Source organism: Maridesulfovibrio sp. (assembly GCF_963666665.1).
Taxonomy (GTDB): domain Bacteria; phylum Desulfobacterota; class Desulfovibrionia; order Desulfovibrionales; family Desulfovibrionaceae; genus Maridesulfovibrio.
Genome location: NZ_OY762999.1, coordinates 2,020,398 through 2,036,382 on the forward strand (window position 1 = coordinate 2,020,398; position 15,985 = coordinate 2,036,382).

Below are 15,985 nucleotides of genomic sequence, written 5' to 3' on the forward strand. Positions count from 1 at the left end.
AATTTCATGCTGCATGCCAGAAACAAAAAAATGTTAAATCCGCACCAATTAGAAAAACACTTAAGACACTGTTAATCCTAACTTAATAAAAATATATGCAAGAACTTGCACGACATAATTAAGCCATGTGCAGCACCATCAAGTTTTGTGCAAAAGAAAACCCCGCAACAGAATTGCTGCGGGGCATTTAATCAGTTTTGAAAACTATACTAAACTCAACTAATCATTAAAAGCCTGATTCATAAGATGCTTTCCAAGGCTGCCTAAATCTTTGGGGGTGTAACCAAAGACATCCTGCCAGTTTTCGGTGGATTCCATGCAGAAGTATAACTGTTTGCCCATGCCGTGCTTGCGCAGACGATCGACAATAAACTTGAACTGGCGCAGACGCAGGGGCCGCAACAAACGCATTTTATTGTCGTTCCCGGTAATGAACTCATCGAAGATGTAAGTTGTTTCCGGAAAATTCTGCTCAATGATCGGCTTGAGGTGCGGCATATGCCTGAATGATCCAAGGCTGAAGTAAGCGATCTGCTCCGGCTTCACATAATCAAAGATCATATCGATGATTTCAGCATATCCTTCACGCCAACCGTCAAAACGGATGATGGGGTCGAAATGCAGGCAGACCCTGAAACCGGCTTCAGCGCATGTGCGGGCGGCTTCAAGACGTTCTTTGAGTGTTGAAACACCGAATTCCTCATGCTCATTAACAAACGGAGCATTGAGGGACCATGCCGGAAGCAGGCGGTCAGTACGCTTAACCACATCCATCCATGAAAGGTCGATGATCTTGGACTTCAATTCCAGACAAACGTTGGGATAATCACCGAGAAATTCTACGAGATCGCGGCTGTATCCGGTGACAGCTTCAAGGGCGAGGGAATCGGTAAATTCCCCGGTACCGACGCGGTAGCGGGTGGAAACATCAGCCGAGAACGCCTTGCCCAGTTCATCGAACAAATCGTTCTGATTAGCCCATACCTTGAGCACATTGTCCTGAAAGTAAGCCTGCAAAATACAGTAAGAGCAAGCCATAGGGCAGCCCTCACCGATATGGATGATCCTGTATCCGCAACAATGGTAGTAGCGGGTGCCGGGACAAAAACGCAGAAACTTACCCTTGTACTCTTTCAGATACAGAGACTGCTTGCCGCCAAGTTCCCCATGCGGGAAATTGTCCGGGTCCACTACTTCTACCGGGAGGTCGGGCATACGTGAAAGCACCCGCTCGGTAAGCGGAACTTTCTGCATGCTGCGATCAATATATATTTTTTCAATTCCCTTTAAATGATCGGGAAGTACTAAATCATTGCTCATTTTTAAATCCGCTACTTGTCTCTACCAAGTTCGAAAAGATCTTCCCAACCGCTGAACTTGAAGATTGACTCCAGATCAGCCATTGCCTTTTCCATCATCTCACGATTCTTGAAACGGGTCTGAATCATAACTTCCCCGGTCTCGAAACTGCCGACAGGTTCAACGCGCCATTTGGTTCCGGCGCAGATTTCCGAAACAATCTTGCAATGAACCTTCTCCAACTCGCTCAGGGTAGGATAGCACAATTCTTTTGCAGACTTGCAAAAACGGCTAACTGCATCCTTGGGGGATTCACTCTCACCCGCAGAGTCAAATGCGGGAGCAGAGATCAGCTCAACTATGGATTTGTTCTCGCGACGGGAAGTCTCATAAAGCCAAGTCAGGAAATTAACCGCATTGGAACGGGACCAACTCAGCTTCTCGAAAAAACGAACCAGAGCGGTGCGGTCTGGTTCATCAAGTTTGATGAGAACAGAAACCGCTGCCAAAGGAATATGCCCGAGCTTGAGCAATTCATCATATTCCAGCTCGAGTTCCATCCAATCCAGCCAGAATTTCATATCCCGTGATTTAGGCTTAAGGCCAAGCAGCGGGGCAACGATGTTGGGAAGTTCAGCAGCATCTATACGTGCAGCAAAAAAACGGACCACTGACAATTTCAAAGATTCGTCTGCTAAACGCGCACTATTTTCTTCAAGATGTAGCACGGCTTTTGAAATATCATCAGCGGCATCTATATATCGCACCAAAACGTCAAGCCCAAGCTTTGAAGCAGCAGAAACCCTTGCCCTGCCGGCAACAAGCAGTATTTTACCGGATTCTTCAACTGCCAGCACTGGAACGAGCTGCCCGTGTTTTTTCAACGACGGGATAAGTTTTTCAAACGGGGACTCAGGATGCAGAAGCCATGGACCGGAACAGTCGATATCAGCCGGATAAAGACTGCAAATACTGGGATTACTCAATTTATATAACCTCCGAAAAACGGAATAAAGTCGTGCTCAATTACTATTTATGCACGAAATTTAATTAATTATCTACGCTTGACATGTTAGCAGGGCTATACCTATAGGGATTATTAGGAAGAATTATAAGTTGCACCTTTAGACCTGTACTGGCCGGGTCGTCAGGTCCCGGCTGTGAACATTCAGAGAAACGGAGTTGTTGAATGTCTGAAGCTTTACAAAACCAAAGGACTTTTGCACTTGTGGGCCACGGCGGTTGTGGCAAAACCTCCACCGCCGAGATGATTCTTTTTAATGCCGGTGTAATCGACAGACTCGGTAAGATCGAGGAAGGCACCACCGCCCTCGATACCGAACCTGAAGAAATTAAGCGCCGCGGTTCCATCCAGTCCGGTTTCGCCGGGTACAAGTGGGACAAAAACGACCACTTTCTGATCGACACTCCGGGTGATGCAAACTTTTGCGGAGACCTGCCATACTCTCTAGCCGCGTCCGACGGCGTTGTCTTTACCATTGACGCCGTGGACGGAGTCAAGCCCCTTTCGCGCAAAGCATGGGCAGCAGTTGAAAAAGCAAACCTACCCACTGTTATTTTCATAAATAAGATGGACCGAGACCGTGCAGACTTCGATTCTGCATTCGACAGCCTGAGCTCTTCTCTCGGCATCAGCCCCGTACTGCTGCATTATCCAATCGGAATCAAGGAAAATTTCAAGGGCGTAGTGGATATGCTCTCCGGTCAGGCCTATCTGTTCGAAGAGAACGGAAAGGTTACCAAGAGTGATATCCCCGCCGATATCGCAGACGAAGTAGAAGTCCTGCGCGAAACCATGATCGAAAACATTGCGGAAAGTGATGAATATCTCATGGAAAAATACCTTGAAGAAGGTGAACTTTCCCCCGAAGAAATCGCAAAAGGCCTTACTGCCGGTGTAAAAAACCGCAGCCTGTTCCCGGTATGCGTTGGTTCCGCACTGGAAAATAAAGGCGGCTCCTTCCTGCTGGACATGGTCCAGACTTACCTGCCCTCCCCGCTTGACCATACCGAATGGCAGGGCGAAGACGGTGCAACCCGTGAATCTTCCCCAGACGGCCCCGTTGCCTGCTTTGTATTCAAAACCCTTGCTGACCCCTTTGCCGGACAGCTTACGATCTGCCGAGTTCTCTCCGGAACAGTCACCGGCGACCTGACCCTGACCAACACCAATACCGGCGCCAAGGAAAGAATGGGCAACATTCTGCTCATGGTCGGTAAGGAACAAAAACCGCTCAAGAGCCCGGCAGGTCCCGGTGCAATCATCACACTTGCCAAGCTCAAGGAAACCTTTACCGGTGATACTCTCTGCGATGACAACAAGAAGTTTACCCTTGAAAAACCGCAGCTGGCTCCGCAGCTGATCACCTTCGCCCTTTCTCCGGCAGAAAAAGGCGACGAAGATAAAGTATTTCAGGCTATCCAGAAGCTGCTCGCCGAAGATGTCAACCTCAGCCTCTCACGCGACGAGGAAACAGGCGACATCCTGCTTTCCGGTATGGGACAGAACCATATTGAAATCTCCGTTGAGAAAGCAAAGCGCCGCTACAAGGCTGAAATCGTGCTTAATGCACCCAAGGTTCCCTATCGCGAAACCATCAAAGGTTTTGCTGAAGTTCAGGGACGTTTCAAGAAACAGTCCGGCGGACGTGGACAGTTCGGTGACTGCTGGATCAAACTTGAGCCTCAGACCAAGGGTAACGGCTATGAGTTCGTAAACAACATCGTCGGCGGTGTAATTCCAAAGCAGTACATCCCCGCAGTCGACAAAGGTGTTCAGGAAGCAGCCCAGAAGGGATTCCTTTCAGGTTCACCTATTATCGACTTCAAGGTAACCCTTTACGATGGCTCCTACCATTCCGTTGACTCCTCGGAAATGGCATTCAAGGTTGCCGGTTCAATGGCCTTTAAAAAGGCATGCGAAAAAGCCGGTGTTGCCCTGCTTGAGCCGCTGATGAACGTTGTGGTCGAAGTGCCTGACGAATTCATGGGTGACATCATCGGTGACCTTTCCTCCCGCCGTGGCAAGGTACTCGGTTCCGACTCCACCGCAGGCGTTACCGAGGTCAAGGCCCACGTGCCCATGTCCGAAATTCTCAAGTATGCACCGGACCTGCGCTCCATGACCGGTGGTCAGGGAACTTTCACCATGGAAATGTCCCACTACGAAGAGTGCCCCCCGCCGATCGCGGAAAAGGTCATTGAACAATACAACGCAGGTAAGGACGAATAATCCTGCACCTGTTTACTATGGTTGAACTACTTAGGCCGGGACATGTGTCCCGGCCTTTTTTATGACCATACGACAATCAATTCTTATCTTTCCAATATAACAGACTCGAAAAAACAACTTAGTATTGTGAAAACAACCAAGCTCTCATAGACTCCAATAATGGAGGTCAAAATGGAAAATCTGGAACTAGTCTTGAACGCCGTCAGTGTATACCAGGTTCAAATAGACCAAGTTGATAAAATATGGAACTACTTCAGCGTTGTATCTCTGACCGTTGTGGGAATAATACTGAATAGTGACAAGGCTGTACGAACAATAAAAGAACCACTAATTATTATTGGGGCCTATCTCATTTTCTGCTTTAAAAATCATATTGCATTGTTAAAATATCAAAAGCAGCTAGATCAATTAGGCAACCTTATCACTACACTAAAAGTAACAAACGCAGAGGCTCTATCCTCTTTCGGAACAGCAGGTTTTGATGAAAGCCGGAGAGCCCATATCCTTTTCACAGTTGCTGTTTGCGCAGGTTCACTGCTCACAGCATGGATAAGAATAAAAAATCACGAAAAGAACAGTCTAACAAACTGACTTCATTATACTTAAACAGCATCACCATTTAAGAGAACATCATGAAAAAACAATAGCAGCCTTTCTTCTCGGCGTATTAATAACCCTGACAGGATATATTCCATTTTACATGCATGTTCGGGGAAAATGGTTCGACCTTGGTCGAAACACCGGCAAGATAGACGGGCTTGCAACCGCTCTAGAAGCGTTAGATAAAGAATTTGGACCGTATGATGGAAAATCTGATTACCGGACTCTGTTTTCCGTAAAGGCAACCAGTGTTGTTGTAATTGAAAAAGATGGCAAAAAACAAATAAGAATTTACTAAAAAAATATTAAGCTTACTACCAATTATTAAAGACTATACTTTTAGCCACTCATCTAACTAGTAATAATTCTCTTTATTGTTGATCTAAAAAACTAAATCACTTATCTTCTTCCTACTGATAACTAAAATATGCTAACTATGATCTTGATTTTTAATTCAACAAATCACGGGAGAAGAAATCATGAATGACGAAAAAAAATGTCCGGTAACCGGGCGTACCTCAAGTCAGGTAGCCGGTAGCGGCACATCGAACAAAGACTGGTGGCCCAACCAGCTTAACCTGAACATCCTGCATCAGCATTCAGCAAAATCTGACCCTATGGGCAAAGACTTCAACTATGCTGACGAATTTAAAAAACTCGACCTTGAAGCACTCAAAAAAGACCTGTTCGAATTGATGACCGACTCTCAGGAATGGTGGCCTGCAGATTACGGACACTACGGCCCATTATTTATCCGCATGGCATGGCACAGTGCCGGGACCTACCGCATCGGAGACGGACGTGGCGGTGCCGGATCTGGCAGCCAGCGCCTTGCACCGCTCAACAGCTGGCCTGACAACGTAAACCTCGACAAAGCCCGCAGGCTGCTCTGGCCCATCAAGAAGAAATACGGACGCAAAATTTCATGGGCCGACCTGATAGTTTTTGCCGGAACCTGCGCAATTGAATCCATGGGCTTGAAGCCTTTCGGGTTTGCAGGAGGCCGCGAAGATATCTGGGAACCGGAAGAAGATATTTACTGGGGCGACGAGGACACTTGGCTCGGAGACACCCGCTACTCAGGTAACCGCAAGCTAGATAACCCGCTGGCAGCAGTACAGATGGGTTTGATTTACGTGAACCCCGAGGGTCCTAACGGTGACCCGAATGCCGTGGCTTCAGGCAAGGATGTGCGTGAAACTTTTGCCCGTATGGCCATGAACGACGAAGAAACCGTGGCCCTTGTCGCAGGAGGACACACCTTCGGCAAATGCCACGGAGCAGGAGACGCAACCAATGTAGGTCCGGACCCCGAAGGCGCACCGATTGAACAGCAGGGACTGGGCTGGAAGAGCAAATTCGGCAGCGGTAAGGGTGGAGATACCATCTCAAGCGGCATTGAAGGCGCATGGACCCCGACCCCCATTAAATGGGACAACAGCTACTTCGACACTCTGTTCGGCTATGAATGGAATCTGGAAAAAAGTCCTGCCGGGGCCTGGCAATGGCATCCATCCGATCCGGAAGCAAAAAAGACCGTGCCGGATGCACACGATCCTTCCAAGACCCATCCTCCAATGATGACAACCGCAGACCTATCTCTGCGCATGGACCCGATATACGCACCCATTGCGAAACGTTTCCACGAAAACCCCGAAGAGTTTGCCGACGCCTTTGCACGGGCATGGTTCAAGCTGACCCACCGCGACATGGGACCGCGTTCTCGTTATCTGGGTTCTATGGTTCCCGATGAAGAGCTCATCTGGCAGGATCCGGTTCCCGCAGTGGATCACGAACTGATCGACAACACAGATATTGCAGATTTGAAGGCTAAAATTCTGGCTTCAGGATTGTCTGTTTCGAAACTTGTTTCCGCTGCATGGGCCTCCGCTTCAACCTACCGTGATTCCGACAAACGCGGAGGTGCCAATGGTGCGCGAATCCGCCTTGCACCGCAAAAGGACTGGTATGTAAACCAGCCGTTGCAACTACCGGAACTGCTGAACAAGCTCGAAGGAATTCAGCAGGAATTCAACAGCAAATCCGGCAATAAAAAGGTCTCCATCGCCGACCTGATTGTACTGGGCGGTTGCGCAGCAGTGGAACAAGGCGCAAAAAATGCTGGATTTGATGTGACCGTGCCGTTCACTCCGGGCCGCACCGATGCTTCACAAGAACAGACCGATGTCTATTCATTTGCAGTGCTCGAACCCGCAGCTGACGGCTTCCGCAACTACCAGAAGGTAAAATACTCCGTTACCCCGGAAGAATTGCTGGTGGACAAAGCCCAGCTCATGACCCTGACCGCTCCTGAAATGACCGTACTTATCGGAGGGATGCGTGCCTTAAATGCAAACTTTGATGGCTCAAAGCACGGCATATTCACAGATAACCCCGGAAGCCTGAGCAATGACTTCTTCAGCAACCTGCTTGATATGGATACGGTATGGACTCCCACATCTGAAGATGCGGAATTATTTGAGGGACGCGACCGCGAAAGCGGTGAATTAAAGTGGACCGCCACCAGAATCGACCTGATCTTCGGAGCCAATTCCCAGCTGCGAGCAATTGCCGAGGTTTATGGATGTGAAGATTCTGGAGAAAAGTTTGTTAACGACTTCATCACCGCATGGGATAAGGTTATGAATCTGGGACGATTCTAAAATAGCTTAACAGATCAATAATAAAAAAGCGGCGTTTCATTATTCTGATACGCCGCTTTTTTCTTTTATCATCTAAATCTAATACATATATCTTGACATTACTTATTAAAAATAGATTTTATCACAAAAACATAATTAAAGGAGAAATCAATGAAGACAACAATTAACATCGGCATTTTAGTAGTAGTTTCAATCTTAGTCCTTTGCGGCACATCAATGGCTCAAAACCCCACATTCAATGCACAGGGAAGCGCCATTGTTCCACACATTTTCACTTATCACTATACTGCAACCAATAAAGCCATTTCATACATTAGCCTTTCTAATATCACTGATACGGTAGTAAACTGTAAAATCGTTGTTTATGACCATGAAGGAGAGGATGTCACCAATCGAGGAAGGGTAATGACTGGCGATAATACCGGGCAATGGACAACTATTGCACTGGGAACTGGTGAATTTGAAATCCCTCCCCATGGAACCCGCATGTACATGCTTGATGACAGTGCTAACCAAAGGACTGTTTTCGGACACGCATTAGTTAAATGGACATCCAACAACGACAAACTCAGCAAAGCCCTTGTCGGGCAATACAGATATTGGGGAATGCATGGGACTGGCTCAGGCCACGGAGGGACTTCTCCCATCAACAATGGGCAACCATTTTAGACTCCATCGCCCCGGCAATTACATGCCGGGGCTTTCTTCGTTATGCAACAATTCCTTCTTTTCATTATTTTCCCTTTCCTCTTGTCCAGCGGGAAAAATTAAACTACTTAATGGGTGGTTTATTTGTTATTAATTAATGATTGGTCAGTTGGATTCAAAATCCACGGCCTTCAATATATTTCCCTGCAAAACAGTTTAACCTTAATTACTATCGTGAACTTATTTAGAACCTTATTTTTTTACCTTGTTTTTTTTCCGGCCACTATTTTCTTTTCCATCGTGGCAATCATTGGACGCTCCCAGAAATCCAGCCACTGGTGTGAGCGGAACTGGGGCAAACTGGTTGTATGGCTCTGCGCCAGCACGAACCGGGTAGACCTGAGCGCCCTCGACGAAAATCAAACTTACGTTTTCATGGTAAACCACCAGAGTTTTTACGACATTCCCCTGCTCTTCAAATTCCTTGCACCTTGGCAATTCAAATTTGTTGCTAAAAAACAACTTTTCGATTTTCCGGTCTTTGGCCATGCCATGACCGCAGGGGGACACATCTCCATTGACCGCGAAAACCGCAGACAGGGAATGCGTGATATTCAGAACGCTATTGATACTGCCAACAGCGGTCTTTCTCCTCTGATCTTCCCCGAAGGGACCCGTAACCCCGCCCCTGAAAAAGACGGCCTTATGGAATTTAAAACCGGTGGAATGGTACTGGCTCTGAAATGCCAGAAGCCCATCGCCCCGGTGGTTATGTACGGCATTAACAAGGTCTGCAAAAAACACAGCCTGTGGATGAATCCGTTTCAGGAGATCAAAATCAAGGCCCTGCCGCCCATTGATATTTCAGAATACAAAGTCCGTGACCGCGTCAAACTCAAGGAACAGCTCGAAGCAGTTATGGGTGCAGCCTATGCGGAGCTAAAAGATGAATGATCCCCAGCTTACAGTATGTCCGCTTGGGGGCCTTGGTGAAATCGGTCTGAATTGTATGATGCTCAGCACTGCTGAAACGGCAGTAGTGATCGACTGCGGGCTCATTTTTCCAGATGACGCCCTTTTCGGTGTGGATATAGCTATTCCCCGCTTTGACCATATCATGGCCATGAAGAACACCTTAAAAGGGATCGTGCTCACCCACGGACATGAGGACCATATCGGTGCTTTGCCGTGGTTGCTTCCTTATATAGATGTACCCGTCTACGGTTCCAAGTTTACCCTTGGACTGGTGGAAAACAAACTTCGTGAACATAATCTTGAAGATTACGTTGACCTGCGCGTTGTAAACCCGCATGACCGGGTGGAATTGGGCGACTTGGCTTTTAATTTTTTCCCTGTCTGCCATTCCATTATCGAAGGCTATGCGTTGGGTATTGAAACACCAGTAGGCCGGGTAATCCATACTGGCGATTTCAAGATTGACCGCAACCCGCTGGATGGACACGAAACGGACCTTGAAGCCATTGCAAAATTTTCCGAATCTGGTGTCACCCTGCTTTTCTCTGATTCCACCAACGTTGAACAGGATGGATACGCCCTCACCGAAAATGAAATCAAAAACACCATGCGCGACCTCTTTATTGAAGCAGAAGGCCGCATTCTGGTTACCCTCTTCTCCAGCCATATTCAGCGCATGCAGGAAATTTTTGACCTTGCCGTGGAAGCTAGACGCAAGGTTGGAGTCAGCGGAAAATCCTTGGCCCGCAATATCGAACTTGCCCGCGATCTTGGCAAATTGCGTTTTCCGGGCGGAACACTCATAGACCTCGAAGATCTCCCCGATTATCGCGATGATGAAATAGTTCTGCTGGTAACCGGGTCTCAGGGCGAATCTTTGGCCTCCCTTTCACGCCTTTCCACCGGAGACCACCGCCAGCTTTCCATCAAGGAAGGCGACCTTGTTTTAATGTCCTCGCGTTTTATTCCGGGCAACACCAAAGCCATCACCAGAGTCATCAACAGACTTTACAAGCTTGGCGCAGAAGTTCTTTATGAAAAGGTTCAAGGCATTCACGCTTCCGGCCACGCGCATCGCGAAGAACTGCGCATTATGCTTGAAACAGTGCGTCCCAAATATTTTATTCCCGTGCATGGAGAGTACAGACATTTAATAAAGCATTCCCGTCTTGCCGTAGAAACCGGAGTCGCTCCTGAACGTTCATTGGTAATTGAAGACGGTGAACCCGTGACTTTCCTGCTGCACGGCATTCGTTTCGAAGAAAACGTGCCTGTACAATGCACCCTTGTAGACGGCAAAGGAGTTGGGGATGTAGGCCAGACCGTACTCAAAGAACGCCAGCTGCTGGCCGGAGAAGGTTTGGTCATTGTGGCTCTGATCGTCGATGTAAACACCGGCGAAATCCTCAAGGGACCGGAAGTCACATCAAAGGGATTTGTCTTTGAGCAGCAGTACTCTCACCTTCTGGAAGATGCCAAGTGCATTGTACTTGATGTGTTTGAAAACATACCTCCGGGACACACCAACAAACTCAAAGAACGCATCCGATCGGCCCTGCGCCGTTTTTTCCGCAAGGTTCTCGGCCGAGATCCGGTGGTCATTCCCCTTGTTATTTCACTGACCGGAGACGAAGAAAAGGATATCGACGCCAAGTGCGATAAATGTATACTCTAAAAACTCCAAACCCTGTTTGGCTGTTTTTTTTGTTTGTGCTATTTTTATTTTTGCGACTGAATCAGATCATGCCGGGAGATTAAATGAAAGTTTACAGAATCAGACATGGCGAAAATGTATTCTATGCAACTTTGGAAGACGGACATTTTAAAAGTCTGGTAACCGGACAGCCCGGTTCCGTGCCAATTCCATTTTCGGAATGCGCTATCCTGCCCATCGTGGTTCCTTCCAAAATTGTCTGCGTAGGCCTGAACTACAGGGCGCATGCAGCTGAACTGGATATGAAAATCCCGGATGAACCCATGATCTTCCTGAAACCGCCCTCAGCGGTTATCGGAAATAACGATGCAATTGTTATCCCTTCTATTTCCGAACAAGTGGACTATGAAGGGGAGCTTGCCATTATCATAGGGCAGACAACCAAGAACGTTCAGCCGCATGATGTAGACCCCATGATTTTCGGATACTCCTGCGCCAATGACATCACAGCAAGGGATTTCCAGCGCAAGGACACCTTATTCACCCGGGCCAAAGGTTTTGACACATTCGCCCCCATCGGGCCATGTATTGAAACTGATATTGACGTCAGCAGACTTGGCATACGTACTATAGTTAATGATAAGGTCCGGCAGGAAGGCACCATTGCAGACATGCAGTACAGCCCGGCAGAACTGGTCAGCTATATTTCACAACATATGACTCTCAATCCCGGAGACGTAATCATGACCGGTACACCTCCGGGAATCGGAACCCTCAAAGCCGGAGACCGAGTTGAAGTCGAAATCGAAGGAATCGGCAAGCTCAGCAACCCTGTGGTTGACGACGAATCCCTGAAAGCACCGGTCCAGTAAATATTTTCAAAAAAGAATGCACCAAGGGTTGCCTTTTCAGGCTAATTCCCGTAATGGTGCGTAGCCAAATCACACATTCCGGCCTCTATATGGGTGCCTGCAGCGGTTGCAGGTTCATTACAGCCGGAATGGAGGAAAAACCCAGGAGGAAATTATGGCATACGTAACTATGAAGCAGATGCTTGAGACCGGCGTTCACTTCGGTCACCAGACCCGCAGATGGAACCCCAAAATGCGCCCTTACATTTTCGGCGCACGTAATGGAATCCACATTATGGATCTCCAGCAGACTGTTAAACTTTTCCGCAAGGCTCACGATTTCATCGCTGACAACGTAGCTAAAGGCGGCAAAGTACTTTTCATCGGTACCAAGCGTCAGGCTCAAGAAGCTATCGCTGCTGAAGCAAGCCGTGCAGGCATGTTCCACGTGACTCACCGCTGGATGGGCGGAACTCTTACCAACTTCCAGACCATCAAAAAAAGCATCGATCGCCTCAAAAAACTTGAAGAAATGTTCGAAGACGGTTCCATCAAACGCTTCCCCAAAAAGGAAATCGTAATGATGGGTCGTGAGGTTAAAAAACTGAACCTCGCTCTCGGCGGTATCAAAGACCTTAACGGTTCCCCCGCTGTTGCTTTCGTCATCGACCCCAAGCGTGAGCAGATCGCTATTCAGGAATGCCGCAAACTCGGTATCCCCGTAGTTGCAGTAGTAGACTCCAACTGCGATCCCGATATGGTTGACTACATCATCCCCGGTAACGATGACGCTATCCGCGCCATCAAGCTCTTCGCTTCCCACATGGCTGATGCTTGCCTAGAAGGCGCAGCTCGCCGCAAGGAAGACAAAGTTATGGAAGCAGAAGAAACCAAAGCTGCCGAGAAAGCTGTAGAAACTGAAGCTAAAGAAGAAACTCCTCAGGAGGCAGAATAATCATGGCTATTACCGCACAGATGGTTAAGGCCCTGCGTGAGAAAACCGGCGTAGGAATGATGGATTGCAAAAAAGCTCTCGCTGAATGCGATGGCAACGAAGAAAACGCAATCAAATACCTTCGCGAAAAAGGTCTCGCAAAGGCTGCTAAAAAAGCAGGTCGCGCTACCAGTGAAGGTCTGGTTGGCACTTACACCCACAGCAACGGTAAACTCGTTGCTATGGTTGAACTCAAGTGTGAAACCGACTTCGTTGCTAAGGCTGAACAGTTCATCCAGCTGTCCAAAGACCTCGCAATGCAGGTTGCAGCAACCAACCCTGTTTGTGTAAAGCCCGAAGATCTGCCTCAGGACCTGCTTGAGAAAGAAAAAGAAATCTACAAGCAGCAGGCTATTGCTGAAGGTAAGCCCGAAAACATCGCTGAAAAGATTGTTGAAGGCCGTGTCAGCAAATACTACAAAGAAGTATGTCTTATTGAACAGCCCTTCATCAAGGACGACAAAAAGACCATTAAAGATCTTCTCAACGACACCATCGCAGTTCTCGGTGAGAACATGCAGATCGGTCGCTTCGCCCGCATCAACCTCGCGGAAGCAGTCGCTGAAGAAAGCGAAGCCGAATAAGACTTCATTGAAACGGGCCGCAAGGCCCGTTTTTTTTGTCCGTTTTTTAACAAGCGACCACACACTTACCAAGGACAAGTTTGAAACATAACACAATTGCTCCTCATAGCACCGGAAAGCCGCAAAAACGAACCGACCTTCATATGCGAATCCAGCGAATAGACATGAAGGAAGTTCAGCGGTGGATATTTTTCTAAGCTCAAATCAATACGGACATGGCCGTATAGGTTTGAGCTTTTTAAAGGGGCAATTTTCACCCGAGCAATTACCTGAAGCGGGATTTTCTGGTAACATCGGGCAACTGAACGGAAACGGATAAAAACGATTTTATACAGCCGGAAACAGGAGGGAGCACCCTCCCGCGCCAAACAAATTAACTTCCGGCCTGCTTATCTACTAATAACCGGACAAGATCCGCGGAAAAACGGGAGAAACTATGGACAAATTGCGCTATTCACGGGTAATGATCAAACTCAGCGGTGAGGCACTCGCAGGTGACCAGCAGTTCGGTATTAAACCTTCAGCAATCAGCCAGTTCGCAGGCGAAATTGCAGAGGTTGCCAAGAAAGGACTGCAGGTTGCTCTGGTTATCGGCGGCGGTAATATTTTCCGCGGCATGTCTGATTCTGCAAAGGGCATGGACCGCGCTTCCGCTGACTACATGGGAATGCTTGCAACCATCATGAACGCTCTTGCTGTTCAGGATGCTCTTGAAAAGCTCGGATGCGACACAAGGGTTATGTCCGCAATTCCCATGCAGGCTGTGGCCGAGCCTTACATCCGCCGCAGGGCCGTACGCCACCTTGAAAAAGGCAGGGTGGTAATTTGTGCAGCCGGTACCGGTAACCCATACTTCACTACCGACACCGCAGCAGCACTCAGGGCCATGGAACTTAAGACCGAAGCTATCATCAAGGCGACTAAAGTGGACGGAGTCTACGATAAAGACCCGATGAAGCACGACGATGCAGTTAAATTTGAATCTATCACCTACCTTGAGACTCTTGAAAAGAGACTGGGCGTAATGGACTCTACAGCCACCTCGCTGGCCATGGACAACAACATGCCCATCATTGTTTTCAACCTTTTCGAAAAAGGAAACATTGAAAGGGTTGTCAAAGGTGAGCAGATCGGAACAATTGTTCACGGAGGATAATAATGATTAATGAAGTTCTTGCCGATGGCAAAAAAAGAATGGAAGGCGCACTGACCGCTTTGGAAAACGATTTTGCAAAACTGCGCACCGGTCGCGCAGCCACTTCGCTGGTGGATAACATTCCCGTTGATTACTACGGAACTCCCACTCCCGTTAACCAGCTGGCATCCGTTTCCATCCCGGATTCCCGTACAATCTCCATCCAGCCCTGGGACAGAGGCGCTTTTTCCCTTATCGAAAAAGCACTGATGCAGTCCGATCTCGGCTTGAACCCCGTTAACGACGGTAAAGTACTGCGCATCACCATTCCTCCTCTCACAGAGGAACGCCGTAAGGAACTCGTTAAGATCGCTAAAAAGTACACCGAAGAATCCAAGATCGCTATTCGTAACGTACGCCGCGATATGAACGACACCCTGAAAAAGCTGGAAAAGGACAAGGATATCTCCGAGGACGAACAGCGCAAAGCTCAGGACGACGTTCAGAAAATCACTGATGATTACGTAAAGAAATGCGATGCAGCATGCGGCGATAAAGAAAAGGAAATTCTGGAAATCTAGTATAATGATGCCCCGACATATAGCCGTTATTATGGACGGTAATGGACGGTGGGCACAAGCCCGGGGACTTTCACGCAGTGAAGGTCATCGAGCCGGAACAGAAGCTGCGAGAAACATCGTTACCCGATGCCGTGAACTCGGCATTGAACACCTGACCCTGTATACCTTTTCCAAGGAGAACTGGGCCAGGCCGAAAGATGAAATCAGCACGCTTTTTGATCTGCTGACAGTCTTTCTCAAAAAAGAACTGTCCAGCCTGCGTGAGCAGGATATACGCCTTAAAATACTGGGGGAACTCTCTGAGTTCCCCTTTGGCGTAAAGCAGGTTGTAGCCCACACCATAAAAAAAACGGAAAACTGCAAGTCCATGACACTGAACCTGGCTCTGAATTATTCTGGCCGGGATGAGTTGGTACGGGCCTGCAAAAAAATGATCGCCGAAGGTATCAGTGAAGACAATATTACTGAGGAATCCCTGTCGGACTATCTGTACACAGCCGGACAGCCGGACCCAGACCTGATCATCCGCACGAGTGGGGAACAGCGATTGTCAAACTACCTGCTCTATCAGGCCGCATACTCGGAATTATATTTCACAGACGTCTTCTGGCCGGACTTTACTCCCGCCGAACTGGATAAAGCCCTAGCTGATTTTGCCCGAAGGCAACGAAGATTCGGAAAAACCGGTGAACAAGTTTAAGCAAGTCCCGCAGAATTTTCTCTGCGGGACTTTTTTGTTTTCTTTCCG

General features: G+C 48.1%; 14 protein-coding genes. 12 read left to right on the forward strand and 2 right to left on the reverse strand.

The genetic code is table 11. The features are described from left to right. Positions 1-219 precede the first annotated feature (219 nt). On the reverse strand, positions 220-1,320 hold the full coding sequence (locus ACKU40_RS09260) for a spore photoproduct lyase family protein (RefSeq protein ID WP_320176231.1): 1,101 nt from the start codon (positions 1,318-1,320) through the stop codon (positions 220-222). An 11-nt stretch (positions 1,321-1,331) separates the two neighbouring features. Then, positions 1,332-2,285: a ParB/RepB/Spo0J family partition protein gene (locus ACKU40_RS09265; protein ID WP_320176232.1), complete on the reverse strand. Its 954-nt coding sequence runs from the start codon at positions 2,283-2,285 to the stop codon at positions 1,332-1,334. 203 nt (positions 2,286-2,488) lie between these two features. On the opposite strand from ACKU40_RS09265, the gene fusA reads away from it, so the two are divergent. The 12 genes from fusA to ACKU40_RS09325 all read left to right on the forward strand — a co-directional run bounded on the left by fusA (position 2,489) and on the right by ACKU40_RS09325 (position 15,937). Further along, complete coding sequence (gene fusA, locus ACKU40_RS09270; protein WP_320176233.1) at positions 2,489-4,552, forward strand: elongation factor G; 2,064 nt, start codon at positions 2,489-2,491, stop codon at positions 4,550-4,552. Positions 4,553-4,723: 171 nt separating this feature from the next. Further along, positions 4,724-5,143, forward strand: coding sequence for a hypothetical protein (locus ACKU40_RS09275; RefSeq protein WP_320176234.1), 420 nt, complete (start codon positions 4,724-4,726; stop codon positions 5,141-5,143). Between the two features lie 488 nt (positions 5,144-5,631). After that, positions 5,632-7,815, forward strand: coding sequence for a catalase/peroxidase HPI (gene katG / locus ACKU40_RS09280; protein ID WP_320176235.1), 2,184 nt, complete (start codon positions 5,632-5,634; stop codon positions 7,813-7,815). Positions 7,816-7,965: 150 nt separating this feature from the next. Next, positions 7,966-8,484 carry a hypothetical protein gene (locus tag ACKU40_RS09285; protein WP_320176236.1) on the forward strand — a complete coding sequence of 173 codons (519 nt, stop codon included), beginning with the start codon at positions 7,966-7,968 and terminating at the stop codon, positions 8,482-8,484. A 213-nt stretch (positions 8,485-8,697) separates the two neighbouring features. After that, positions 8,698-9,417 (forward strand): lysophospholipid acyltransferase family protein, encoded by a 720-nt coding sequence (locus ACKU40_RS09290; RefSeq protein ID WP_320176237.1) that lies wholly within the window; start codon positions 8,698-8,700, stop codon positions 9,415-9,417. Then, complete coding sequence (locus ACKU40_RS09295; RefSeq protein WP_320176238.1) at positions 9,410-11,113, forward strand: ribonuclease J; 1,704 nt, start codon at positions 9,410-9,412, stop codon at positions 11,111-11,113. The genes ACKU40_RS09290 and ACKU40_RS09295 overlap by 8 nt, the downstream gene beginning before the upstream one ends. An 83-nt stretch (positions 11,114-11,196) precedes the next feature. Further along, positions 11,197-11,964 carry a fumarylacetoacetate hydrolase family protein gene (locus ACKU40_RS09300; protein ID WP_320176239.1) on the forward strand — a complete coding sequence of 256 codons (768 nt, stop codon included), beginning with the start codon at positions 11,197-11,199 and terminating at the stop codon, positions 11,962-11,964. Between the two features lie 154 nt (positions 11,965-12,118). Beyond that, a complete protein-coding gene (rpsB, locus tag ACKU40_RS09305) occupies positions 12,119-12,898 on the forward strand; it encodes a 30S ribosomal protein S2 (RefSeq protein ID WP_320176240.1) in 780 nt (259 codons plus the stop codon). Positions 12,899-12,900: 2 nt separating this feature from the next. Next, the gene (gene tsf / locus ACKU40_RS09310; protein ID WP_320176241.1) at positions 12,901-13,521 is read left to right on the forward strand and encodes a translation elongation factor Ts; all 621 of its coding nucleotides are present in this window, start codon (positions 12,901-12,903) and stop codon (positions 13,519-13,521) included. Positions 13,522-13,957: 436 nt separating this feature from the next. Then, entirely contained in the window at positions 13,958-14,677 is a 720-nt protein-coding gene (gene pyrH, locus ACKU40_RS09315) for a UMP kinase (RefSeq protein ID WP_015851143.1), read from the forward strand. 2 nt (positions 14,678-14,679) lie between these two features. After that, on the forward strand, positions 14,680-15,237 hold the full coding sequence (gene frr, locus ACKU40_RS09320; protein ID WP_320176242.1) for a ribosome recycling factor: 558 nt from the start codon (positions 14,680-14,682) through the stop codon (positions 15,235-15,237). Between the two features lie 4 nt (positions 15,238-15,241). Then, on the forward strand, positions 15,242-15,937 hold the full coding sequence (locus tag ACKU40_RS09325) for an isoprenyl transferase (protein ID WP_320176243.1): 696 nt from the start codon (positions 15,242-15,244) through the stop codon (positions 15,935-15,937). Positions 15,938-15,985: the final 48 nt, after the last annotated feature.